This window comes from Kocuria cellulosilytica, from assembly GCF_040981245.1.
Lineage (GTDB): Bacteria > Actinomycetota > Actinomycetes > Actinomycetales > Micrococcaceae > Kocuria > Kocuria cellulosilytica.
Window position 1 is genome coordinate 149,712 of sequence record NZ_JAVFWZ010000004.1, and the last position, 22,224, is coordinate 171,935.

The 22,224-nt window shown below is 73.9% G+C and carries 22 protein-coding genes; 17 read left to right on the forward strand and 5 right to left on the reverse strand.

What is annotated here, in order from left to right; genetic code table 11:
- Positions 1–33: 33 nt before the first annotated feature.
- Positions 34–1,587: a sensor histidine kinase gene (locus RCG67_RS08245; protein WP_368825678.1), complete on the forward strand. Its 1,554-nt coding sequence runs from the start codon at positions 34–36 to the stop codon at positions 1,585–1,587.
- A gap of 66 nt (positions 1,588–1,653) precedes the next feature.
- Here the strand turns inward: RCG67_RS08245 and RCG67_RS08250 are convergent, their stop codons facing one another.
- Positions 1,654–1,902, reverse strand: a complete 249-nt coding sequence (locus RCG67_RS08250; protein ID WP_017833636.1) for a WhiB family transcriptional regulator — start codon at positions 1,900–1,902, stop codon at positions 1,654–1,656.
- Between the two features lie 317 nt (positions 1,903–2,219).
- On the opposite strand from RCG67_RS08250, the gene RCG67_RS08255 reads away from it, so the two are divergent.
- The 6 genes from RCG67_RS08255 (at position 2,220) to RCG67_RS08280 (ending at position 8,859) form a co-directional block, all read left to right on the forward strand.
- Positions 2,220–2,618, forward strand: a complete 399-nt coding sequence (locus RCG67_RS08255) for a hypothetical protein (protein ID WP_368825679.1) — start codon at positions 2,220–2,222, stop codon at positions 2,616–2,618.
- A gap of 147 nt (positions 2,619–2,765) precedes the next feature.
- On the forward strand, positions 2,766–3,944 hold the full coding sequence (locus RCG67_RS08260) for a glycosyltransferase family 4 protein (RefSeq protein WP_368825680.1): 1,179 nt from the start codon (positions 2,766–2,768) through the stop codon (positions 3,942–3,944).
- Positions 3,945–4,047: 103 nt separating this feature from the next.
- Positions 4,048–5,235, forward strand: coding sequence for a UDP-galactopyranose mutase (gene glf, locus RCG67_RS08265; protein ID WP_058874776.1), 1,188 nt, complete (start codon positions 4,048–4,050; stop codon positions 5,233–5,235).
- Positions 5,232–7,235, forward strand: coding sequence for a glycosyltransferase (locus RCG67_RS08270; protein ID WP_368825681.1), 2,004 nt, complete (start codon positions 5,232–5,234; stop codon positions 7,233–7,235). Before glf ends, RCG67_RS08270 begins: the two co-directional genes overlap by 4 nt.
- A complete protein-coding gene (locus tag RCG67_RS08275; protein WP_298583652.1) occupies positions 7,235–8,095 on the forward strand; it encodes an ABC transporter permease in 861 nt (286 codons plus the stop codon). Before RCG67_RS08270 ends, RCG67_RS08275 begins: the two co-directional genes overlap by 1 nt.
- Before the next feature lie 2 nt (positions 8,096–8,097).
- The gene (locus tag RCG67_RS08280) at positions 8,098–8,859 is read left to right on the forward strand and encodes an ABC transporter ATP-binding protein (protein WP_058874773.1); all 762 of its coding nucleotides are present in this window, start codon (positions 8,098–8,100) and stop codon (positions 8,857–8,859) included.
- 146 nt (positions 8,860–9,005) lie between these two features.
- On the opposite strand, the gene RCG67_RS08285 is transcribed toward RCG67_RS08280, so the two are convergent.
- Positions 9,006–11,078, reverse strand: coding sequence for a DUF6541 family protein (locus RCG67_RS08285; protein WP_368825682.1), 2,073 nt, complete (start codon positions 11,076–11,078; stop codon positions 9,006–9,008).
- A 145-nt stretch (positions 11,079–11,223) separates the two neighbouring features.
- On the opposite strand from RCG67_RS08285, the gene RCG67_RS08290 reads away from it, so the two are divergent.
- Entirely contained in the window at positions 11,224–11,889 is a 666-nt protein-coding gene (locus RCG67_RS08290; protein ID WP_368825683.1) for a glycosyltransferase family 2 protein, read from the forward strand.
- A gap of 51 nt (positions 11,890–11,940) precedes the next feature.
- Entirely contained in the window at positions 11,941–12,357 is a 417-nt protein-coding gene (locus RCG67_RS08295) for a DUF2304 domain-containing protein (RefSeq protein ID WP_368825684.1), read from the forward strand.
- A 16-nt stretch (positions 12,358–12,373) separates the two neighbouring features.
- Here RCG67_RS08295 and RCG67_RS08300 read toward each other — a convergent pair whose 3' ends face one another.
- On the reverse strand, positions 12,374–13,354 hold the full coding sequence (locus RCG67_RS08300; protein ID WP_368825685.1) for a glycerophosphodiester phosphodiesterase family protein: 981 nt from the start codon (positions 13,352–13,354) through the stop codon (positions 12,374–12,376).
- Positions 13,355–13,730: 376 nt separating this feature from the next.
- Here RCG67_RS08300 and RCG67_RS08305 point away from each other — a divergent pair, with 376 nt between their 5' ends.
- From RCG67_RS08305 to RCG67_RS08335, 7 genes are all read left to right on the forward strand, one after another.
- Positions 13,731–14,993: a TadA family conjugal transfer-associated ATPase gene (locus RCG67_RS08305; protein WP_368825686.1), complete on the forward strand. Its 1,263-nt coding sequence runs from the start codon at positions 13,731–13,733 to the stop codon at positions 14,991–14,993.
- On the forward strand, positions 14,990–15,847 hold the full coding sequence (locus RCG67_RS08310) for a type II secretion system F family protein (RefSeq protein WP_368825687.1): 858 nt from the start codon (positions 14,990–14,992) through the stop codon (positions 15,845–15,847). The genes RCG67_RS08305 and RCG67_RS08310 overlap by 4 nt, the downstream gene beginning before the upstream one ends.
- Positions 15,844–16,788 (forward strand): type II secretion system F family protein, encoded by a 945-nt coding sequence (locus RCG67_RS08315; RefSeq protein ID WP_368825688.1) that lies wholly within the window; start codon positions 15,844–15,846, stop codon positions 16,786–16,788. The genes RCG67_RS08310 and RCG67_RS08315 overlap by 4 nt, the downstream gene beginning before the upstream one ends.
- 51 nt (positions 16,789–16,839) lie before the next feature.
- Entirely contained in the window at positions 16,840–17,064 is a 225-nt protein-coding gene (locus RCG67_RS08320; protein ID WP_368825689.1) for a hypothetical protein, read from the forward strand.
- Between the two features lie 2 nt (positions 17,065–17,066).
- Positions 17,067–17,474, forward strand: coding sequence for a TadE family protein (locus RCG67_RS08325; protein WP_058874765.1), 408 nt, complete (start codon positions 17,067–17,069; stop codon positions 17,472–17,474).
- A 133-nt stretch (positions 17,475–17,607) separates the two neighbouring features.
- Positions 17,608–17,991, forward strand: coding sequence for a hypothetical protein (locus RCG67_RS08330; RefSeq protein ID WP_368825690.1), 384 nt, complete (start codon positions 17,608–17,610; stop codon positions 17,989–17,991).
- The gene (locus tag RCG67_RS08335; RefSeq protein ID WP_368825691.1) at positions 17,988–18,458 is read left to right on the forward strand and encodes a pilus assembly protein TadG-related protein; all 471 of its coding nucleotides are present in this window, start codon (positions 17,988–17,990) and stop codon (positions 18,456–18,458) included. The genes RCG67_RS08330 and RCG67_RS08335 overlap by 4 nt, the downstream gene beginning before the upstream one ends.
- Positions 18,459–18,562: 104 nt before the next feature.
- Here RCG67_RS08335 and RCG67_RS08340 read toward each other — a convergent pair whose 3' ends face one another.
- The gene (locus RCG67_RS08340) at positions 18,563–19,726 is read right to left on the reverse strand and encodes a glucose-1-phosphate adenylyltransferase family protein (RefSeq protein ID WP_368825692.1); all 1,164 of its coding nucleotides are present in this window, start codon (positions 19,724–19,726) and stop codon (positions 18,563–18,565) included.
- 78 nt (positions 19,727–19,804) lie between these two features.
- On the opposite strand from RCG67_RS08340, the gene prfB reads away from it, so the two are divergent.
- Entirely contained in the window at positions 19,805–20,926 is a 1,122-nt protein-coding gene (prfB, locus tag RCG67_RS08345; RefSeq protein WP_368825693.1) for a peptide chain release factor 2, read from the forward strand.
- Between the two features lie 55 nt (positions 20,927–20,981).
- Here prfB and RCG67_RS08350 read toward each other — a convergent pair whose 3' ends face one another.
- Positions 20,982–22,217, reverse strand: coding sequence for a polysaccharide pyruvyl transferase family protein (locus RCG67_RS08350; protein ID WP_368825694.1), 1,236 nt, complete (start codon positions 22,215–22,217; stop codon positions 20,982–20,984).
- Positions 22,218–22,224: the final 7 nt, after the last annotated feature.

The window sequence follows — 22,224 nt, forward strand, 5'->3', positions numbered from 1 at the left end:
CGGGCTCCCCCAGCCGCGACCACGGGAGGCGATGTGGCGTTCACGGAACCGCTCAGGAACACCAAGGACTTCGGCCCCGGGGACTACGAGTGGCTGCACCTGCTCGTGGGGGACTGGCAGCTCATCTCCGACCTCGCCTTCGGCGACCTCGTCCTCAGCTTCCCGGCCGACTACATCCCGGCCGCGGGCAGCGGCAACGGCCGCGGGATGCCCGCTCCCGGCAGCCCGTTCCGGGTGCTCGCCCACGTGCGGCCCGCGACGGGCCCCACGGTCTTCCACCAGGACCTGGTCGGCGAGCTGCTGCCCGACGAGCTGAGCGGGCCCCTGCGGGCCGCCTGGGTGGGCCGGCGGATCGAGCGGGTGCGCCCTGCCGGGGACGGGACCGGCGTCCCGGAGCCGATCCGGGTGGTGCCGCTGGTGCGCAAGGGGCGCACGCTCGCCCTGCTGAGCCTGCACGCAGGCCGGGCCGGGGGGCCGGTGGCCTCACGGCAGGAGGTCGTCTACCGCGAGACCGCCGACGCGCTGCTGCGGATGGCCAACGAGGGCCTCTGGCCGGACTTCTCCGCCCCGACCGGATCCCGCCGGGGCGCGCCCCGGGTGGGCGACGGGGCGATCCGGCTCGACGCCGAGGACCGAGTGACCTACGTCTCGCCCAACGCGGAGTCGGCGCTGCGCCGGCTGGGGATCGACGGCGAGCTGCTCGGGGAGCGGCTCATGGACCTCGTGCCCCCCGTGCTGGTCCCGGGGGCGGACGCGGACGAGACCCTGGCCCCCGTGCTCAGCGGGCGGACGGCGTGGCGCACCGAGGTGGAGGGCGCCCGCGTGAGCGTGAACTTCCGCTCCGTCCCGCTGCGGGACCGCTCCGGCCGGCTCGGCGCGGTGCTGCTCTGCCGGGACGTCACCGAGCTGCGCCGCCGGGACCTGGAGCTCGTGTCGAAGGACGCGACCGTCCGGGAGATCCACCACCGCGTCAAGAACAACCTGCAGACGGTCTCCGCGCTGCTGCGCCTGCAGGCCCGGCGGATGACGACGGACGAGGCGCGGCACGGGCTCGAGCAGGCCATGCGCCGGGTCGCGACCATCGCGATGGTGCACGAGACGCTCTCGCAGGGGTTCACGCAGAACGTGGACTTCGACGAGCTCGTCGCCCGCCAGTTCCGGCTCGCGGCGGAGGTGGCGTCCCCCGAGCAGACGGTGCACACCCGGATGATCGGCGAGTTCGGCGAGCTGCCGACCCGCCTGGCCACCCCGCTGGCGCTCGTGATCAACGAGCTCGTCACCAACGCCGTGGAGCACGGCCTCGCCGGCCGGACCGGCACGGTGACCCTGGAGGCGTCCCGCGTGCAGGACGAGGACGGCGCCGGTCAGCTGCTGGAGGTCGTGGTGAGCGACGACGGCGCCGGGATGGGCGACGTCGTGATCGAGGAGTCCGGGGCCGGCGCCTTCCGCAGGGCGGGCGCCGGCGAGGGACTGGGGATGCAGATCGTGCGCACCCTCGTGGCGGGCGAGCTGGGGGGCTGGATCCGCTGGGTTCCCCGGCAGGGCGGGGGCACCGAGGTCACGGTGTGCGCCCGGCTCGACGACTAGGCCGGTCCGGGAAGCGGCGAGGACCGGGACCCCGCGGGGTCCCGGTCCTCGGTGCGGACGGAGCGCTCAGGAGGCGCGGCGGGCGCGCGCGGCGCGGCGCTTGAGGGCGCGGCGCTCGTCCTCGCTCATCCCGCCCCAGACGCCGGCGTCCTGGCCGGACTCGAGGGCCCACTGGAGACACGTGTCCATCACCGGGCAGCTGCGGCACACGGCCTTGGCCTCCTCGATCTGGAGGAGAGCAGGTCCGGTGTTGCCCACGGGGAAGAACAGCTCGGGATCCTTCTCCAGGCATGCTGCGCGGCTACGCCAATCCATGGTCAGCGATCGCTCCTTTCAAGGGCGGGTCCCGTCGGCGCAGGGCAGAACGATCCTGCGGCAGCGGCGTCCGGGACAAGAGAAAAGGCCCATTCGCACGGGCCTTGTGAAGAACTGACGTCCACTTTCCCACGCCGGAGGGGTGCGGACAAGGGTTTGCGGGCCGCGTCACACCCCGTTCGGTGAGTCGTTGCTCACAGCGCGCCCCGCACGGACGGCCCCGGGGCCCGGCCGGCGCCCCGCCCCGGCGGCCGGCGGACTAGGGTGGCGGGGAGCGCCGCCGCCCGCGCCCGCCGCACCGCCGGAAGGAGAACCCCATGCCCGCCCCCTCCCAGGCGGCCCGGCCGCCCGCGGTCGCCGTCCTGACCGGCGTGGTCCTGCTCGAGGCCCTGGTCCTCGCGGGGGCCGGGCTGCGCCTCGTCTGGACGCTCCTGTTCGGCGACCCTCTCACCACGGGCGGGACGGTGTTCCTCGCGGCGGTGTTCCTCGGGGGCGCCCTGTGGCTGCTGCGCGTCGGCCGGGGCCTGTGGCGCGGCTTCCGGTGGCCCCGCGCAGCGGCGCTCGTGGTCCAGCTCTTCCTCCTGGTGCTCGCCTACCCCCTGCTCCGGTCGGGGCAGTGGGGGCCCGGGCTCGCGACGGCCGCCCCGGCCGTCGTCGTGCTCGTCCTGCTCTTCCGCCCGGGCGTGCTCGCGTGGACGAGCCGCACCGTCCGGTAGCGGGCCCGCCGGATCCGTCCGCCGCCGCCCGGTGGCGCGCCCGCCCGGGACCGCCGGCCGGGACCAGTACAGTTGAACCGCCCGCGCCCGTCGACGTCGTGCCCGGCCCCGTCCCCTCCCGTCGAGCAGCTCCGAACAGGTGGTCCCGTGACTCCCCGTCGCATCGTCATCGTCAGCCGCATCTTCGCCCCCGAGCCCGCCGCCGCGTCCTTCCGGCTGCGGGCCCTGGCCCGTGGGCTGACCGAGGCCGGGGCGCAGGTCACGGTCCTCACCACGCGCCCGCCCGCCGGGTCCGTGATCGAGCCGGAGCCCTACCCGGTGCGCCGGTGGCCCGTGCTGCGCGACCGGTTCGACTACGTGCGCGGCATCGTCCAGTACCTCAGCTTCGACGTTCCCGTCCTCTTCCGGCTGCTCGCCACCCGCGCCGACCTCGTGGTCAGCGAGCCGCCCCCCACCACGGGCATGGCCGTGCTCGTGTCCTCGTTCCTGCGGGGCCGGCCCTACGTCTGGTACGCCCCCGACATCTGGACCACCGCCGCCGAGAAGATGGACGTCGCCGCACCGGTGAAGCGGGCCATGCGCGTCATGGAGACCCTCGCGGCCCGGCGGGCCGCCGGCGTGCTCACCGTCTCCGAGGCCATGGGCCGCGAGCTGCAGTCCGTCACCGGCGTGGCCTGGGAGAAGGTGCTCGTGGCGGAGAACGGCATCGACACCGACGTCTTCCGCCCCGACGGGCCCGTGGCCGAGCCCGGCGCGCCCTACTTCGTCTACGCCGGGTCGATGTCGGAGTGGCAGGGCGCCGACGTGTTCGTCCGCGCCATGCCGCGGGTCCTCGAGGCCCACCCCGGCGCCCAGCTGCGCTTCTTCGGGCGCGGCTCCGACATCGACCGGGTGCAGGAGATCGCTGAGCGGCTCGCGCCCGGCAGCGTGCTCTTCGAGGGGCTGCGCCCCGCCGCCGAGACCGCGGAGTGGACGCGGGGCGCGGTCGCCGCCCTGGGCGCGGTGCTCCCCGGCATCGGCTACGACTTCACCAAGCCGACCAAGATCTACGCCGCCGCGGCCTGCGGGACGCCGGTCGTCTACGCGGGCGCGGGGGTCGCCGCCGAGCTCGTGGCGGACCACGGCCTCGGGGCGGCCGTCGACCACGACGCCGACGCGGTGGCCGAGGCCATGATCGCCGCCCTCGACCGCCGGCTCGACCCGGAGCGGGCCGAGGAGAACGACCGGGAGCGCCGCCGGCGCGCCGCGTGGGCGGCCGAGAACGCGTCCCTGGCGGCCTCCGGCCGCATCGCCGCCGAGTGGCTGCTCCAGGGCTTCCCGGACTGATCAGGTACTTTGGTACGCAGCGCACGCCCGGCGCGCTCGTGCCGCCCCCCACCGGCCGGACGCCGTCCGGGCCCACCAGGACACCAACCTCAGGAGTTTGCCCGTGAACGCAGATCTCGTCGTCGTAGGCTCCGGCCTGTTCGGCCTGACCGTGGCCGAGAGGGCCGCCAACGAGCTGGGCCTCGACGTGGCCATCATCGACCGGCGGTCCCACATCGGGGGCAACGCCTACACGGAGAACGAGCCGCAGACCGGGATCGAGGTGCACCGCTACGGCGCCCACCTGTTCCACACCTCCAACGAGCGGGTCTGGGACTACGTGAACCGGTTCACCGACTTCACGGACTACGTGCACCGCGTGTACACGAGGCACCACGACGAGGTCTTCCCGATGCCGATCAACCTCGGCACCATCAACCAGTTCTTCCGCGCGGCGTACTCGCCCGCCGAGGCGCGGGCGCTGATCCAGGAGCAGGCCGGGGAGCTCGCCGGGACGGACCCGCAGAACCTCAACGACAAGGGCATCCAGCTGATCGGCCGGCCGCTCTACGAGGCGTTCATCAAGCACTACACGGGCAAGCAGTGGCAGACGGACCCCAAGGACCTGCCGGCCTCGATCATCAACCGGCTCCCCGTCCGCTACACCTACGACAACCGGTACTTCAACGACAAGTACGAGGGCCTGCCCGTGGACGGCTACACGGCGTGGCTCGAGCGCATGGCGGACCACCCTCGGATCGACGTCCGGCTGGACACCGACTTCTTCGACGACGGCCACGACTACTCCCGGTCCGCCGTCTCCGGGCAGGTCCCGGTCGTCTACACCGGGCCCGTGGACCGCTACTTCGACTACGCCGAGGGCGACCTCTCGTGGCGGACCATCGACCTCGAGCAGGAGGTCCTGCCGATCGAGGACTTCCAGGGCGCCCCGGTGATCAACTACCCGGATCCCGACGTGGCCTTCACCCGGATCCTGGAGTTCCGCCACTTCTACCCGCAGCGCGACTACACCACGGACGCCACGGTGATCATGCGCGAGTTCTCCCGGTTCGCGGAGAAGGGCGACGAGCCGTACTACCCGGTCAACACCGCGGTGGACCGCGAGAAGCTGCTGAAGTACCGCGATCTCGCCCGCGGCGAGGACAACGTCCTCTTCGGCGGCCGGCTCGGCACGTACAAGTACCTGGACATGCACATGGCCATCGGGGCCGCGCTGTCCATGGTCGACAACAAGCTCAAGCCCCACTTCACCGGCGGGGCCACCATCGAGAGCGGGGGAGTGGACGCGTGACCGCGACGACCCAGGACATCGACCGGACCGACACCGGGGGCACCGCCCACCGGGTGCTGCAGGAGCTCGTCTTCCCGACGAGCGAGCGCTTCTCCACCCAGCCGCTCTACCTGGACTCCCGGGCCGACACGGGCACCGCCGTCCAGCAGGAGGACACGAAGGAGCAGCGGCCCCAGATCGTGGTCAACGTGGCCTCCGACGCCGCCGCCGGCAACGGCGTGGCGATCCTCGGGCGCTCGTCGGTGCGTGTGCCGGCCCGCACCACGGTGTCCTTCGCCACCTACTTCAACGCGTTCCCGGCCAGCTACTGGCGGCACAACACCCACCTGCGGGAGGTCGTGCTGCGGGTGCGCACCACCGGGCGCGGCACGGTGAACGTGCACAGCTCCAACGCGCGCGGCGAGTCCGTGCCCGTGTCGGTGCACGAGGTCTCCGGCGCCGACCGGCTGACCGAGGTCGTGCTGCCCCTCAAGGCCTTCGCCGACGGCGGGTGGTACTGGTTCGACGCCGCCGCGGGGGACCAGGAGCTCGAGGTGCAGGGCGCGCAGTGGCTGGGCGACGGCACGGGCACCGCGGAGGGCTCCGTGACCCTCCAGATCACGACCATGAACAAGCCCTCCTACTGCCTCACCAACGCCCGTCTGCTCGACGAGCAGCGGGACAGCCTGCCGCAGGTCGCGCAGGTCGTGATCGTGGACCAGGGCAACCAGAAGGTCGTCGACGAGCCGGGCTTCGACGAGGTCCGGGCGCGCTTCGGCGACCGCCTGCGGGTCATCGACCAGGGCAACCTGGGCGGGGCCGGCGGCTTCGCCCGCGGCATGTACGAGGCCGTGCGCGCCGACAGCACCTACGTGCTGCTCATGGACGACGACGTCGAGATCGAGCCGGAGGCCGTGCGCCGGATCAGCGTGTTCGCCGACTTCTGCAAGCGGCCCACCCTGGTCGGCGGGCACATGATCGACCTGCTCAACCCGACGAAGATCCACAACTTCGGCGAGGCCATGGACCCGTACAGCTTCCAGTACGGCCCCGCGGGGGAGGGCGTGGAGATCGGCCACGACTTCCGGCACAGCAACCTGCGGAGCACGGCCTGGATGCACCGCCGCATCGAGGTGGACTACAACGCCTGGTGGATGTGCTTGATCCCCACCCAGGTCGTGCGCGAGATCGGCCTGGCGCTGCCCGTCTTCATCAAGTGGGACGACGTCGAGTACGGCATCCGCGCCAAGGCGGCCGGCTACCGGACCGTGTCCCTGCCCGGCGTGGCCGTGTGGCACCTGGCCTGGGCGGACAAGGACGACACCATCAGCTGGCAGGCGTACTTCCACAAGCGCAACCAGCTCGTGGCCGCGCTGCTGCACTCCCCGTTCGACCGCGGCGGCGAGGTGCTCGGCCGCAACGGGATCAAGGACCTGCGGCACCTGCTGTCGATGCAGTACTTCGCGGAGGAGGCCCGGGTCCTGGCCCTGCGGGACGTCCTGGACGGGCCCGAGACCCTGCACGAGCTGCTGCCCCAGCGCATCCGCGACGTGCGCCGGATGATGACCCAGCACTCGGACGCCGTCTACCAGCCGGACCTCGACGCGTACCCGGCCGTGGCCTCGGCCAAGCCGCTGCGCACGCGGCGGCTCTCGGCCCCGCACGGGCTGAAGGTCCTCACCTCGGCGACGACGGCCGTGGTGCGCCACCTCGCCGTGCGCCCGCAGGAGCAGGCCGAGCAGCACCCGCAGGTGCACCTTCCCTACCAGGACGCACGGTGGTGGCGGCTCGCCCGCTACGACAGCGTCCTGGTCTCCGCCTCGGACGGCACCGGCTACACCTGGTACAAGCGCTCGCCCCGCGAGGCCCGCGCCCTGATGGCCGAGTCGCTGCGGCTGCACGCCCAGCTGGCCCTGCGCTGGCCGGAGCTCTCCCGCCGCTACCGCGCCGCCCTGCAGGAGGTCACCTCCATGGAGGCCTGGGAGGCGACCTTCCGCGAGCACTCGGAGATCGGCGCCTGATGCCGGCGGCCACGGTCGTCCGGCGGCCGTCCCCCGGGACGGGGCTGCCGGCGGTGTTCCGGCAGCGCTACCTGCTGAAGCTGCTGGTCGACAAGGAGCTGCAGATCCGCTACCGGGGCACCGTCCTCGGCCTGCTATGGTCCTACGTCAAGCCGGGGATCCAGTTCGTCGTCTTCTACGTGGCCCTGGGCATTTTCCTGGGCCTGGAGCGGGGGATGGAGAACTACGCCGTGTACCTGTTCTCCGGGATCATCCTGATCAACTTCTTCTCGGAGTCCTTCGGCAACGCGGCGCGTTCGATCGTGGCCAACGCGAGCCTCATCAAGAAGATCTACCTGCCCCGGCAGATGTTCCCGGTCGCGTCCGTGTGGGTCGCCGCGGTGCACCTGATGCCCCAGCTGGTCGTCATGCTCCTCGCGGCCCTGATCGTCGGCTGGTCGCCCACGTGGATCTCCCTGCTGGCCGTGCCCGCGGCGCTGCTGATCGTGGGCCTGCTGGGGGCCGGGCTGGGCATGCTCTTCGGCGCGGCCAACGTGTTCTTCCGCGACGCCGAGAACTTCGTGGACCTGATCGTCATGGTCTCCACGTGGTCCGCCCCGGTGCTCTACGCCTGGACGATGGTCCGCGACGTGCTGGGCCCGGTGTGGTTCGCCGGGTTCATGCTCAACCCCCTGACCGTGGCCGTGGAGCTCTCGCACGCGGCGTTCTGGCTGCCGACCACCACCCCCGGTGCCCACGAGGTGCCGCCCCACCTGTTCTCCCTCTGGACGCCGGTGGCCCTGCTCGTGGTCACGGTGATCATGGTCCTGGGCGACCTGATGTTCCGCCGCCTCGAGGGCCGATTCGCGCAGGAGCTGTGACGATGAGCACCGATCCCACCGCGCCCGCGCCCGCCGTGGTCGCCCGGCACCTGGCCAAGGAGTTCTCCCTGCGCCACGCCCGCTCCCTCAAGGAGACGGTGATGTGGCTCGCGCGGGGACGGCGCCAGGACATCTCCAACCGGTTCCGCGCCCTGGAGGACCTCAGCCTCAGCATCCGGCCCGGCGAGAGCGTGGCGCTCGTGGGGCTCAACGGCTCCGGGAAGTCCACGTTCCTCAAGCTGGTCTCCGGCGTGATGAGCCCCGACGGGGGATCGCTGGAGGTCAACGGGCGGGTGGCCGGGCTGATCGAGGTCGGCGCCGGCTTCCACCCCGACCTCACCGGCCGCGACAACGTCTACCTCAACGGCGCGATCCTCGGCATGAGCAAGGAGGACATCGACCGGAAGTTCGACCGGATCGTGGCGTTCTCCGAGATCGAGCAGTTCATCGACACCGAGGTGAAGTTCTACTCCTCCGGCATGTACCTGCGCCTGGCCTTCGCCGTGGCGGTGTTCACCGACCCGGACATCTTCATCATCGACGAGATCCTCTCCGTGGGGGACGAGCCCTTCCAGCGCAAGAGCCTGGGCCGGGTCAAGGAGCTCTCGGCGGAGGGCAAGACGCTGCTGGTCGTCAGCCACGACTTCGACGTGGTCCGCAAGGTCTGCGACCGCGGGGTGTGGATCGAGCACGGCCGGGTGCGCAGCGACGGGCCCATCGACGAGGTGATCGAGCAGTTCCGCGCCGCGGAGAACGCCGGCTGACGCCTCCCGCCCGCACGGACGACGGGCCGCCCCGCTCCTGCCGGAGCCGGGCGGCCCGTCGTCCGTCACCGGTCCGGAGCTCGCCGCGGGAGCGGAGCCCGCCGCGGGAGCGGGACTCGCCGGCAGGTCGGGGACCGCGCGGGCTTTCAGGGGCCGTCGCAGCCGACGACCTCGTAGAGCGCCGCCTCGCCCTCCTGCCCGACCAGCGCGAGACCGGGCGCGGCCTGCGGGTCGACGGCGTTGATGCCGGAGTAGTCGCGGGCCTGCTGTGCCTCCGGGATGATGAACTGCGTGCCGAAGTCCAGGACCCACTGCACGTCCAGCTCCTCCGCGGCCGCGCAGGCCGGGCTGCCCGGGACGGCGTCGCCGATCCCCGCCGCGATCGCGTGCAGGTCCGGGTCCAGCGCCCGCAGCTCGGTGGCGGGCTGCTCGACGTGGTACTGCGTCACGGCCCGGTCCGCGACCGCGTAGGCCAGCGAGCCGCCGTTCCACGGGTTCACGGCGATGACGTCCCCCGGCTCGGTGAGCTCGTCCAGCTCCTGCAGCAGCTCGTACTCGTCCCGGTCGACGATGCTCTCCGGGCCCTCCCACGCGTAGTACTGCTTGCCCCACCGGGTCGCCTGGGTGAGGGACTCGACCTGGGAGTACGGCACCGCGAGAGCCAGCAGCACGAGCGCCGCGACGGGAGGGGCGGCGCGGCCGGCCCGGGGCCGGCCGGTGAACGAGGCCAGGGCCCGGAGCCCGGCGGCCAGGCCCTCGGCCACGTGGGCGGCGCCGAGGGCGATGAGCGGCACGGCCGTCAGCGGGAGCGTGGCCGCGAGCCGGTAGGAGTCGGTGTACCACCCGCCCACGAGCCACTGCCGGGCCGGGCTCTCCTCGCCGGCGGCGGCCACGGCGTAGAGGTAGACGAGGACCAGGTGGGCGAGCACCAGCCAGCGCAGCCTCCGCCGGGCGACGGCCGCGTAGATCCCCGCGCCGGTGAGCAGCACGAGCACCCAGGGCACGTCCTCCCGGCCGTTGGCGCCGAAGAGCAGGGCCTCGCCGACGGCCCGGGCCAGGGTGGTGGACGGCTCCCACACGAAGGACGTGGTCAGCACGTTCCACATCAGCAGCCACGCGGCGACCGCGAGCGCGGCGACCGCCACGAGCACGAGCGCGGGACCGCGGCGCCGGGCGCCGGCGGCGGCCCGCAGTCCGAGCCACCACGCCGTGGCCGCCACGGGCACCGCGACCACGAGCAGGGCCAGGAACGCGTTGGGCTGGGAGACGAAGAGCGCGCCCAGGGTGACCACGAGGCTCGCGGCCAGGCGCACCCGGCCGGCCGCGTCCGGGGTGGCCTCCGTCCGGTCCGCGGTCACCCCGGGGCCGAGCAGCCGCACGAGCAGGCCGAGGGACACGGGGGCGATCGCCAGGGCGAGGATGTTGGGGAAGAGCGGCCCCCAGGCCATCAGGCCCAGCGGGAAGACGCTGAAGCCGGCGGCGGCCGTCCCGGCGAGGACGGCCGCCACGGCGGACGGGCCGACGAGGCAGCGGGCCAGGAAGATGCACGAGGCCGGCCAGACGAGACCCGCCACCGCGAGCAGGGTCAGGTTGTGGGCCACGAGGACGCTGTCGCCGGTGAGGGGCACCACGAGGGACGCCAGCTGGTGCCACGCCGCGGGGTACAGGGCGATCGCGCTGTCCGGGCTCACCATCCGGTTCAGCGTCAGGGTCGAGCCGCTGCCTGTCTCCACGACGTAGCGGATGGCGTTGAGGTGGAAGATGTTGTCCCAGCGCTGGGCCATCGCCTCCGGGACGCCGATCACGGACGTCAGCCGGCGCAGGAGCAGGACCGCGCCGATCGCCAGTCCGGCGGCCGCGCCGGCCGGGAACAGCCAGCGGCGCCCGTCGTCGTCGTGCGCCTCCCGGCCGCCCGGCTCCGTGCCGGCGGAGTGCGAGCCGGGCACGTGCCCGCCCCGGGGGACCAGCCGCCCCACCAGCCAGGCCAGCGCCGTCAGCACCAGGGCGGCCGGCACCTGGGACAGGGCGCCGTAGGGGACGCCCGCCAGGTCCAGGAGCACGCCCGTGAGCCCGACGACGGCGACGCTGAACGCCGGTGCCGTCAGCAGGATCCTGCCCCCGCGCTGCCCGAAGGCCCACAGCAGGGCCAGCCCGGGCAGCCACAGGAACGCCAGCAGGACCAGGAACGCCGGGAGGTGCGGCCACCAGTCCGTCAGCACGTCGGTCCTGCGGGGCTCGGCCTGGCAGCGGGCACGGTCTCGTCCTCACGGTTGGGGGGGAAAGGGTCGGGACGATCATAGCGGCCGGCCCCCGCCCGCTTCCGCCCTGACCGGCGCGTCCGGCCCGCTGTGCGAGAATGTCCGGGTGAGTCGTTCGTGGATCGTCATGCCCGTGTACAACGAGGCGGCCGTCGTGGGAGAGGTGCTGAAGGAGCTCCGCAGGACCTTCCCGCACGTCGTCTGCGTCGACGACGGATCCTCCGACGACTCCGCCCGGATCTGCGCCGAGGCCGGCGCCGTCGTCGTCCAGCACCCCATCAACCTGGGGCAGGGCGCGGCGCTGCAGACCGGGTTCGAGTACGCCCTGCAGGACCCCGGGATGGACTGCGTGGTCACGTTCGACTCCGACGGCCAGCACCGCGTGATCGACGCGTGGGACATGGTCGAGCGGATCCGCTCGGGCGAGGCCGAGGTGGTGCTGGGCTCCCGCTTCCTCGACCGGCGCACCCGGATCTCCCCGCTCAAGCGGGTCGTGCTGCGCACCGCGGCGTTCTTCTCGAAGCTGTCCACGGGCATGGACCTCTCCGACGCCCACAACGGGCTGCGCGCCATCGACCGGGGCACCCTGTCCCGGATCCGGCTGACCCAGAACCGGATGGCGCACGCCTCCGAGATCGTCAACCAGCTCGCCGACATCCGGCCCGCCTGGGTCGAGCACCCCGTCGAGATCATCTACACGGACTACTCGAAGTCCAAGGGGCAGTCGCTGCTCAACGGCGTGAACATCCTCGCCGAGCTGTTCGTGAAGTAGCCCGCACCCCGTCCGCCACCAGTTCGCACGATCGAAGGGAAGAGCCGTCCGATGATCTACGCCGTCCAGATCCTGCTGGTCCTGGCCGTGGGCTACGGCGCGCTCGCCCTGATCCGCGGCGGGGCCAACGCCAAGCACCAGGCGATCCGCCGGGTGGTGGGTCTCGCCTTCTTCGTCTTCGCGGCGCTGTCCATCTTCTTCCCCGACCTGCTGACGGGCGTCGCCCACTTCTTCGGGATCGGGCGCGGCACGGACCTCGTCCTGTACGGCTTCGTGGTGATCTTCATGATCACCCAGGCCACCTCCGCGCTGCGCAACCGGCAGCAGGAGGTCAACGTGACCCGGCTGGCCCGGCACATCGCCGTGACCGAGGCCGAGCGGCCGTGGGCGCCGGCCCCGGAGCACGACCAGCGCGCCTCGGTGCGGACCTTCGCGGAGACCTCCCCGGCGGAGCGGCCCGCCGGCTGAGCGCTCCCGGCGCGGCTCAGGACTCCCGGAGCACCCGGGACAGCAGGTCCGGCCGGTCCGTCATCACGCCGTCCACGCCCCACGCCAGCAGCCGGCGCATGTCGTCCTCCCGGTCGATCGTCCACACGTCCACGCGCAGACCTGCCTGCTGGGCGGCCCGTAGCAGCCCGGGCGTCAGCACGCGCAGGCCCAGCAGCGTGTCGGGCGGCTGCAGGCCCTGGAACGGGAGGCCGGGAAGCCCGTGCCGGCCCCGGAACGGGAGGGCGGGAAGCCCGTGCCGGCCCAGCAGGCACAGCAGCCGGAAGACCGCGAACTCCGTGACGGCGGCCGCCGTGGGGACCGCCCCGCCCGAGACCTGCCGGAAGCGGCGGATCGAGGCCGTGCGGTTCGTCGCGACGAGGGTGCGCCCCTGGGCGCCCGCCGCCCGGATGGTCCGCCAGACGATCTCCTCGGCGCCGGGACGGTTGCCCTTCAGCTCGATCGCCACCCGGTGCTCGGGGAACGCCTCGTAGACCTCCGCGAGCGTGGGCACGTGCACCCCGCGCCCCCGCCACGGGAAGGTCGTGCCGTCGGGGGTGAACGCGTGCCCGGCGTCCAGGCGCCGCAGCTGCGCCGTGGACAGCAGCGCGACGGCTCCGGTCCCGTCCGTCGTGCGGTCCACCGTGAGGTCGTGCATCAGCACGGCCGTGCCGTCGGCGGAGGCCTGCACGTCGAGCTCCAGCACGACGTCCCCGAGGGCCGCGGCCGCCCGGAACGCCTCGAGGGTGTTCTCCGGTGCCACCTCGGCGCCGCCCCGGTGGGCGAAGGCGGTCGGCCAGTCCCGGGGCACGGGAGCCGCAGGACCCGGGGACGGGGCCGCCAGGTGCCGGCCCAGGGCCGCGCCGACCCCGCTGGTGAGCAGGTTGCCGGTGAACGGGACGGCCGCGCGCAGCAGCGCCCGCGCCCGGACGGCGACGTCGGGGCGGGTGCCGTCCTGCTGGGGGGTCACATGGGTCACGGCGGTCCTCGCGATCGGCGGCGGTCCCCGCGGCACGGGCCCCGCCGGGGCAGCGGACACCGGGTGCGGAGGCGTCCTCGCCCGCCCACACTACGGCCCGCGGCCACCCCGTGCACGCCGCCACCACGGGCACGGCGGCGCGGGCGGCCCGGACGCGGGCGAGCGGCGCCGCGCAGCAGATTTCATGCACGCGCATACTGTGACGGACCGTGTGTTTCCGGACGGGAACAACGTCGCAGGTCAGCGGAAGCTGTCCACAGGCCACCGGAACGGGGTTGTGGGGACGACGGCGGCCCGGCCTATGTTCCTGTGCATGCGCTCCGTGGGGGAGCGCGGCCGGCGCGGATCACGCGGCGGGCGACGCGCAGGGGGACCGATGACGGCACTGCTCTCCGAGGACGCGCTCGGGCTGGTCGAGGCCGAAGTGCGCGAGCTCATCCGGCGCCGGGGCCTGGACCCGGTGCTGGAGCTGGAGCGGACCCGGGAGCTGGTGGACGCCGCCGTGCGGGACTACGACCAGCGGTCGGCGCGCGGGGTGCTGCCGGCACTGGCCGACCTGGACGCCGCGCGCCGGGTCCTGCTGGACCTGGTCGCCGGGTTCGGCCCGTTGCAGCCGCTGCTCGACGACCCGCGGATCGAGGAGATCTGGATCAACGGCCCGGCGGAGGTCTACGCCGCCCGCGGCGGGGAGTCCGAGCTGACGAGCCTGGTGCTGACCGAGGCGCAGATCCGCAATCTCGTGGAGCGCATGCTCAAGTCCTCCGGCCGCCGCCTGGACCTGTCCTCCCCGTTCGTGGACGCGGCGCTGCCGGACGGGTCCCGGCTGCACGTGGTCATCCCGGACGTGACGCGCCGGCACTGGGCCGTGAACATCAGGAAGTTCGTGGCGCGGGCACGGCGGCTGGACGACCTCGTGGAGCTGGGCTCGCTGCCGCCGCGCGCGGCCCGGTTCCTCGACGCGGCCGTGGCCAGCGGGCTCAACATCCTGGTCTCGGGCGCCACGCAGGCCGGCAAGACCACGCTGCTCAACTGTCTGTGCGCCTCGATCGGACCGCGGGAGCGGGTGGTGACGGTCGAGGAGATCTTCGAGCTGCAGGTCCCGCTGCGCGACGTCGTGGGCATGCAGTGCCGTCAGCCCAACCTGGAGGGCACGGGCGAGATCCCGCTGCGCCGGCTCGTGAAGGAGGCCCTGCGGATGCGCCCGGACCGGCTCGTGGTCGGCGAGGTGCGCGAGGCCGAGAGCCTGGACATGCTCATCGCGCTCAACAGCGGCCTGCCGGGGATGTGCAGCCTGCACGCGAACTCGGCCCGGGACGCCGTGACGAAGATCTGCACCCTGCCGCTGCTGGCGGGGGAGAACATCAGCACCGGCTTCGTGGTGCCCACGGTGGCCTCGTGCTTCGACCTCGTGGTGCACTGCCACCGCGACCGGCACGGCCGGCGCCGGGTGAGCGAGATCCTCGCGATCGGCAACCGGGTCGAGAACGGCGTGATCGAGACCTACCCCGTCTTCGCCGAGGCCGACGGCGCCCTGCTGGCGGTGGCCGCCGAGGCGCCCGCCGCGTGGAAGTTCGAGCGGGCCGGGCACCGGGTGAGCGAGCTGCTGGCGGACGACGGCCCGGGCGGGGCGGCGCGGTGAGCGCGGCGCTGGGGGTGCTGCTGGGGGCGGGCTTCTTCCTGCTCTGGTGGTCCTGCTGGGCCGAGGACGCGCCGCGCCCGGCCCGTGCGCGCCGCCCCGGCCGGACGCAGGAGCTGCTGCTGCGCGCGGACCTGGCCCGGGTCGGCCCGGCGGTGCTGCTGGCCGCCTGTGCCGCGGCCGGGACGCTGGGCGGCCTGCTCGTCGCCGCGGTCACCGGCGCGGCCGTCCTCGGCCTGTGCGCCGCCCTCCTGGGGGCCTGGGTCCCCGTGGCGGTGGTCCAGCACCGGGCCCGGAGCCGTGCGGCCGCCCTGCGGGAGGTGTGGCCCGACGTCGTCGACCACCTGCGCTCGGCGATCCGGGCGGGGATGTCCCTGCCCGAGGCACTGATCCAGCTGCAGTACCGCGGGCCGGAGCCGGTGCGCCCGGCCTTCGCCCGGTTCGCCGCCGACTACCGCGCGTCCGGCCAGCTGCAGGGTGCGCTCACCCTGCTCAAGGACCGGCTGGCCGATCCCGTGGCCGACAACATCGTCGAGGCCCTGCGGGTCACCCGGGAGGTCGGCGGGACCGACCTCGGCCGTCTCCTCGGAACGCTGTCGGAGTTCCTCCGGGAGAACGCCCGCACCCGCGGCGAGCTGGAAGCCCGCCAGTCCTGGACGGTCAACGCCGCCCGCCTCGCGGTGGCCGCGCCCTGGATCGTCCTGGCGCTGATGGCCACCCAGCCGGCCGCCATCCGGGCCTACGACACCCCGGCCGGCGCCCTCGTGCTGCTCGGCGGGCTGGTCGTGTCCGTGACCGCCTACCGCCTCATGCTGCGGATCGGGGCCCTGCCCGAGCCCGCCCGGGTGCTGCGGTGAGTGTCTCCCCCGCCCTGCTGGTGCTCCTCGGCCTGGTGCACGCCGCCGGGCTGTGGCTGGTGCTCACCGGGGCCCGGGTGACCGGCGGGCCGTCCTTCGCGACCCGGATCTCCCCGCAGCTGCGCTCGGTGGAGGTCGAGTCGGCGCTGCTCGCCCGCCCCGGGGACCGCGCGGTCCGGGCCCCGGGCCGGGCCGCGGCGGGACTGGAGCCGCTCGTGCGGGCTCTGGCCCGGCGCGTGTTCCGGCACGCCGGCCCGTCGGCGGCACTGGAGAGCCGGCTGGTGCGGGCGGGGTCCACCACCACGGTGGCGGACTTCCGCGCCGAGCAGCTCCTGTTCGCGACCGGGGGCCTGCTGGTCGGGGTCCTGCTCGGCGTGGCCGGTGCGGCCCGCTGGGGCACGGGCCCCGGCGGGGTGCTGCTGGCCGTCGGGGCCGCGGCGGCCGCCGGCCACCTCCTGCGCGGGCACCTGCTGAGCCGGCGGATCCGCGTGCGTGAGACCCGGATGCTGGCCGAGTTCCCCGCCGTGGCCGAGCTGATGGCGCTGTCGGTGGGGGCGGGGGAGAGCGCCGTGGGTTCGCTGGAGCGGGTGTGCCGGGTGGCCGAGGGGGAGCTCACCGCCGAGTTCCGCGCGGTGCTCGCGCAGACCCGGTCCGGCGCCGGGCTCGTGCACGCCCTCCAGGACTTCTCCGCACGCACCCCGGTGGCACCGATCGGGCGGTTCGTGGACGGCATCGTCGTGGCCATCGAACGCGGCACGCCCCTGGCGGACGTGCTGCGCGCCCAGGCCCAGGACGTGCGGGACAACGACAAGCGGGAGCTGATGGAGGCGGCCGGGCGCAAGGAGATCGCCATGATGGTCCCCCTGGTGTTCTTCGTGCTCCCGCTGACGGTCGTCTTCGCCGTGTACCCCGGTCTCGCCGTTCTCGAGCTCGGCTTCTGAGCTCTCAGCCGGGCGGCCGGAGAGCGGCCGCCCCCCAGGAAAGGACACCCCATGACCCACCTCCACCGGCTCGCCGCCCTGCTCGGCGTCCTCGACCCGGCACTGTCCGCGCTGCGCGAGCGGCTCTCCGCCGACGACCCGGACCGCGGCGACGTCCCCGGCTGGGTGATGCTGACCCTCATGTCGGCGGTGCTCGTGGCCGGCCTGCTGCTCGTCGCGCAGCCGGCCCTGGAGGGACTCTTCCAGGACGCGATGGCCCGCGTGAGCCAGAACTGAGCATGGGCGGGATCCGTGCCCGGGCGGACACCGGGCCCCCGGAGACGGACCGGGGCAGCGCGGTGGTCGAGTACGTGATGGTGGCCGGCCTCGTCGCGATGATCTTCGCGGCCACGCTGCAGCTCGCGCTGGCCCTGCACGTGCGCAACACGCTGGTCGACGCCGCCGCGGCCGGCGCCCGGTACGGCACCCTGGCCGACCGCTCGCCCGAGGACGGGGTCGAGCGGACCCGCCGGATCGTCTCCGGCGCCCTGGGGCCCCGGTACGCCCAGGACGTCGCGGCCGCCCCCGTGACGACGGGCGAGCTGCGGACCCTGGAGATCACGGTGGTCTCCCCGCTGCCGGTGATCGCGCTGTTCGGCCCGCCCGACTCCCTGGAGGTGCGCGGCCATGCCGTGCTCGGGGACTGAGGCGGTCGGGAGGACCGCGGTCGCCGGGGCGGCTGCGGCGCCCGGGACGGGACGGACCACCGGGCGGGCCCGTGCGCCCGGCGCGGCGGACGGGCCCGGGAGCCCCGGGGGGAGCGACGAGGGCAGCGCGGTCGTGGAGTTCGTCGCGCTGGGCACGCTGCTGCTCGTGCCCGTGATCTACTTCGTGCTCGCCGTGGCCCAGGTCCAGGCCGGGGCCTTCGCGGTCGTGGCCGCCGCGCAGCAGGCCTCCCAGGTGCTGGCCCGGGCCGAGCCCGGGGAGCTCTCGGACGCCGGGCTGACGGCGGCGGCGCAGCTGGCGGCCACGGACCAGGGCTTCGCCCCCGACCGGCTGGGGATGCGGCTCGAGTGCTCCGACGGCGCCTGCGGGACGCCGGGGGCAGTGGCCACGGTGCACGCCACCCTGGAGGTCCCGCTGCCGCTGGTGCCCGGGTTCACGGACCTGGACGTCGCCGTGCTGACGTCCTCGGCGACGGTCGTGCTGGGGCGCTACGGATGAGCGGGCGGACGGCGCCCCCGGGCGGGAGCCGGGACGACGAGGACGACGGCCAGGTCACCATCCTGGTCATCGGCTTCGCGGTCGTGCTGCTCCTGCTGACGGTCGTGGTCATGGGCGTCACCGCGGTCTACGTGGGGGAGCGCAAGCTCCAGGTGCTGGCCGACAACGCCGCGCTCGCCGCGGCGGACACGTTCGTGGCCCTGCGCCCGGGGGAGGGCGGGGCCCCGCCGGCGACGGTCCTGGACGACGACGCCGTGGCGGGGGCCGCGGCGGCCTACCTGGACACGGTCCGGGCCGGGGCGGACACCCCGGGCCTGGTCCTGGCCGCACCCACCGGGAGCCCCGACGGGCGGACCGCGGAGGTGACCCTGTCCGCCGTCGTCCACCCGCCGGTCGTCAACCTGCTGGTGCCCGACGGCATCCCGATCACCGCCACGAGCGAGGCGCGCGCCCAGCTGGGGCGGTAGCAGCGTCCCCCGGTGCCGAACGCACCGGTTCCGCCCGTGAGGCCCGCAGGAACGGCCGGACCTCGGGCGGAACCGGTGCGTCCGGCGGCACGGGGCGGGCGCGGTCAGTAGCCGGCCGGGAGAACGGCGGAGCGGTCGAACTCCTCCGTGCCGCGCACCGTCCCGTCCTCGCCGATCAGCGTCACGCCCTTCTCGGAGCCGCGGCGGCCGGCGCCGGTGATGTCGGCGCCCACGTCGGCCACCACGTTCTCGAGGGTCACCCCGGCACCCACCCGGACGCCGTCCAGCAGCACCGAGCCGCGCACCGTGGCGCCCTCCTCCACGACGACGCCGGGCCCGAGCACCGAGCGCTCCACGGCGCCGCGCACGACCGCGCCCGCGGCGACCATGGACCGGCGCAGCTCGGCGCTGCCGGCGATCCGGGCGGGCACCCGCTGCGGCTGGGCCGAGAGGATCGGCCAGCCGGGGTCGTCGAGGATGACGCCCTCGCCGTCGAGCATCTGCAGGTGGGCCGTCCAGTAGGACTGCAGGGTGCCCAGGTCCATCCAGTACCCGTCCAGGCGGTGCTCCACCACGGTGCGGTGCGCCACGAACCACGGGACCAGGTCGTTGCCGTAGTCCTCGAGCCGGCCCTCCTGCTCGTGCAGGACGTCCAGGGCCTCCAGCAGCTTCTGCGCGTCGTAGAGGAACATCTCGCCGGCGACCAGCCGCCCGCGGGGCGTCTCGGGCTTGTAGTCGAAGCCGGTGACGCGCCCGTCGTCGCCGGTCTGCACCACGCCGTAGCGGGAGGGGTCCTCGTCGACGAGCGTGGTGACCACGGTGAGATCGGCGTCCCGCGCCAGGTGGGTGTCGATCACGTCGAGGAAGTTGAGCGTGTAGAGGTGGTCGGCGCTGAGCACGAGGACCAGGTCCGGGGCGAAGTCGCGGATCAGGTCCTTCTGCCGGTAGAGGGAGTCCGCGTTGCCCTCGGCGAAGCCCTCGCCCTCGGTCCCCTCGTACGGGGGCAGGACCTGGAGGCCGCCGTGGGTCCGGTCCAGGTCCCAGGGGCGCCCGTTGGCCAGGTGGACGTTGAGGCTGTGCGGGAGGAACTGCTCGACGACCCAGACGTCCGAGACGTGGGAGTGCACGAGGTTGGACAGGGCCACGTCGATGAGCCGGTAGGTGCCCGCCACGGGCAGGGCGGGCTTGACCTTCTTCTCCGTCAGGGCGCCGAGGCGGGAGCCCTTGCCCCCGGCGAGGATCAGGGCCAGTGTGCGGGGGATGCGCATCGTGCGTCCTTCCTCTCGGCACCATCCTGCCAGAGCGGGGCCGGGGCGATTTGCCCCCATGCGATAATCTTGGCTTCCATGGCCTCCCTTGACTTCCCGGCAGAGATCTCCGCCCTTCGTTCCACGTTCGCGTCCATCGAGGCCGTGAGCGACGTCGACGCCATCAAGCGGGACATCGCCGAGCTCTCGCAGCAGGCGACCGCCCCGGACCTCTGGGACGACCCGGCCTCGGCGCAGAAGATCACCTCCAAGCTCTCGCACAAGCAGTCCGACCTCGAACGGCTCGAGAAGCTCGGCGGCCGGATCGACGACATCGAGGTCATGGTGCAGCTGGCCGCCGAGGAGGACGACGCCGAGACCCTGGAGCTCGCCGTGGAGGAGCTCGCCGCGGTGAAGAAGGCGCTCTCCCAGCTGGAGGTCCAGACGCTGCTCTCGGGCGAGTACGACGAGCGCGAGGCCGTGGTGACCATCCGCTCCGGCGCCGGCGGCGTGGACGCCGCCGACTTCGCCGAGATGCTCATGCGCATGTACCTGCGCTGGGCCGAGCGCCACGGCTACCCGACCACCGTCCTCGACACCTCCTACGCGGAGGAGGCGGGCCTGAAGTCCGCGACCTTCGAGGTCAAGGCGCCCTACGCCTTCGGCACGCTGTCCGTGGAGGCCGGCACCCACCGGCTCGTGCGCATCTCCCCGTTCGACAACCAGGGGCGGCGCCAGACCTCGTTCGCGGCCGTGGAGGTCATCCCGCTCATCGAGCAGGACGACTCGATCGAGATCCCGGAGTCGGAGATCAAGGTGGACGTCTTCCGCTCGTCGGGCCCCGGCGGGCAGTCCGTGAACACCACGGACTCCGCGGTGCGGATGACGCACATCCCCACGGGCATCGTCGTGTCCATGCAGAACGAGAAGTCCCAGATCCAGAACCGCGCCGCCGCGCTGCGCGTGCTCCAGTCCCGGCTGCTCCTGCAGCGCCAGGAGGAGGAGAGCGCCAAGAAGAAGGAGCTGGCCGGGGACGTCAAGGCGTCCTGGGGCGACCAGATGCGCTCCTACGTCCTGAACCCGTACCAGATGGTCAAGGACCTGCGGACCAACCACGAGGAGGGCAACCCCTCCGCGATCTTCGACGGCGCGATCGACGGCTTCGTCGACGCCGGCATCCGCTGGCGCGCCGACCAGCGCCACGCCCCGGCCGACGCCTGAGCTCCCGCGGGATCCCCGCCGGGGCCTCGGCCGCTGGCCGGCCCGGGCCCGGTGCTCAGCGGCGCCAGAAGCGCGCGACCGTCCGTCCCGGCAGGGTGCGGGCCTCGGGCTCGGCCGGGCCGTGCTCGGGGGGATCGACGGCCGGGTACAGCTCCTCCGCCTCGCGCAGCTTCGTCCGGTGCAGCCGTGCGGCCGTGGCCGGGAAGTCGGCGGACCGGGCGGGTGCGGCCGGTTCCGTGCTGCCGGTCGGCGTGACGGACCAGCCGGTGCCGGCCTCGAGCAGGGACTGGTGCTTGACCCGGTAGTAGTCCGGGCTGACCTCGAGCGCGGTGCCCTCCGCGCCGCACGCGGCGGCGAGCAGGTGGAAGTGGAACCGGGAGGTCAGCCAGGTCTGGCCCGGGCGGGCCGGGAAGCCCTCCTGCCACACCCGGGTGAAGGGCACGAAGTTCTCCTCCGGGACGAGGTCGGCGAGCCGGTCGAAGGCCGCGCGGTCGGCGCCGGGGATCGCCTCGAGGTAGCGCACGGTCCGCCCGGCCAGCGCCGGGTCCGTCAGGGCGGCCCGCACGGCGGCGACGGCGTCCTCGAGGACCCCGGGCTCGGACATGTCGCTCTGCAGGCACACCCACACGTCGCCGTCGGCGGCCCCCTCGGCGGGAGCGCCGGTGAAGCCCGCGAGGCCCGGGAGCCCGAGGAAGGCGTCGTCGGGGGCGCGGTCGGCCCGGGAGAGCCGGGCGCTGGGCGCGTCGCGGACCGTGGCGTGCTCGAAGGTCCCCAGCGCGGCGCGCAGGCCCTCGGCGTCGGCGGCGGGGGACAGGCCGAGGCCGGTGGCGACGAGGCGCGCACCGGACACCTCGCGCAGCCGCAGGGCCGCACGCAGCAGGCGCGCGTGGTGCGGCCAGATGGAGTTCAGGTAGCCGCCCCCGATGAAGTGGACCGAGCCGGCCCGGCGGGCGCCGAGCAGGCCGAGGTCGTAGCGGGGGGAGCCCAGGTGCGTCACCACCCGGTCCACGTGGGCGTCGGCCGCGGCAGGATCCATCCCCGCTGTCTCGAAGGCGAGCCGCCACAGGGTGTCGGTGGTCCGCAGCCGCGGGTGCAGGTCCGCGAACAGGTGGGACGCCAGCCCCGGGTTCGGGCAGTCGAGCCACACCTCGGCGTCGGGCCGGGCGCGGGCGAGGAAGCGCAGCCACGACGCGGCGATGAACTCGTCGCCGAAGTTCGGGTGGCCGCTCGTGCCGACGAGGTACAGGACCTCCCGGACAGGTGGGGGCTCGGTGGGGACTCGATCCAGCATCCGCTCA

Coding starts and splice junctions, on each gene's coding strand:
- RCG67_RS08280 (WP_058874773.1), top strand. CDS start 8,098: ATGAGCACCGATCCCACCGCGCCCGCGCCCGCCGTGGTCGCCCGGCAC.
- RCG67_RS08320 (WP_368825689.1), top strand. CDS start 16,840: ATGACCCACCTCCACCGGCTCGCCGCCCTGCTCGGCGTCCTCGACCCG.
- RCG67_RS08340 (WP_368825692.1), bottom strand. CDS start 19,726: ATGCGCATCCCCCGCACACTGGCCCTGATCCTCGCCGGGGGCAAGGGC.
- RCG67_RS08275 (WP_298583652.1), top strand. CDS start 7,235: ATGCCGGCGGCCACGGTCGTCCGGCGGCCGTCCCCCGGGACGGGGCTG.
- prfB (WP_368825693.1), top strand. CDS start 19,805: ATGGCCTCCCTTGACTTCCCGGCAGAGATCTCCGCCCTTCGTTCCACG.
- RCG67_RS08250 (WP_017833636.1), bottom strand. CDS start 1,902: ATGGATTGGCGTAGCCGCGCAGCATGCCTGGAGAAGGATCCCGAGCTG.
- RCG67_RS08325 (WP_058874765.1), top strand. CDS start 17,067: ATGGGCGGGATCCGTGCCCGGGCGGACACCGGGCCCCCGGAGACGGAC.
- RCG67_RS08255 (WP_368825679.1), top strand. CDS start 2,220: ATGCCCGCCCCCTCCCAGGCGGCCCGGCCGCCCGCGGTCGCCGTCCTG.
- RCG67_RS08350 (WP_368825694.1), bottom strand. CDS start 22,217: ATGCTGGATCGAGTCCCCACCGAGCCCCCACCTGTCCGGGAGGTCCTG.
- RCG67_RS08305 (WP_368825686.1), top strand. CDS start 13,731: ATGACGGCACTGCTCTCCGAGGACGCGCTCGGGCTGGTCGAGGCCGAA.
- RCG67_RS08335 (WP_368825691.1), top strand. CDS start 17,988: ATGAGCGGGCGGACGGCGCCCCCGGGCGGGAGCCGGGACGACGAGGAC.
- RCG67_RS08295 (WP_368825684.1), top strand. CDS start 11,941: ATGATCTACGCCGTCCAGATCCTGCTGGTCCTGGCCGTGGGCTACGGC.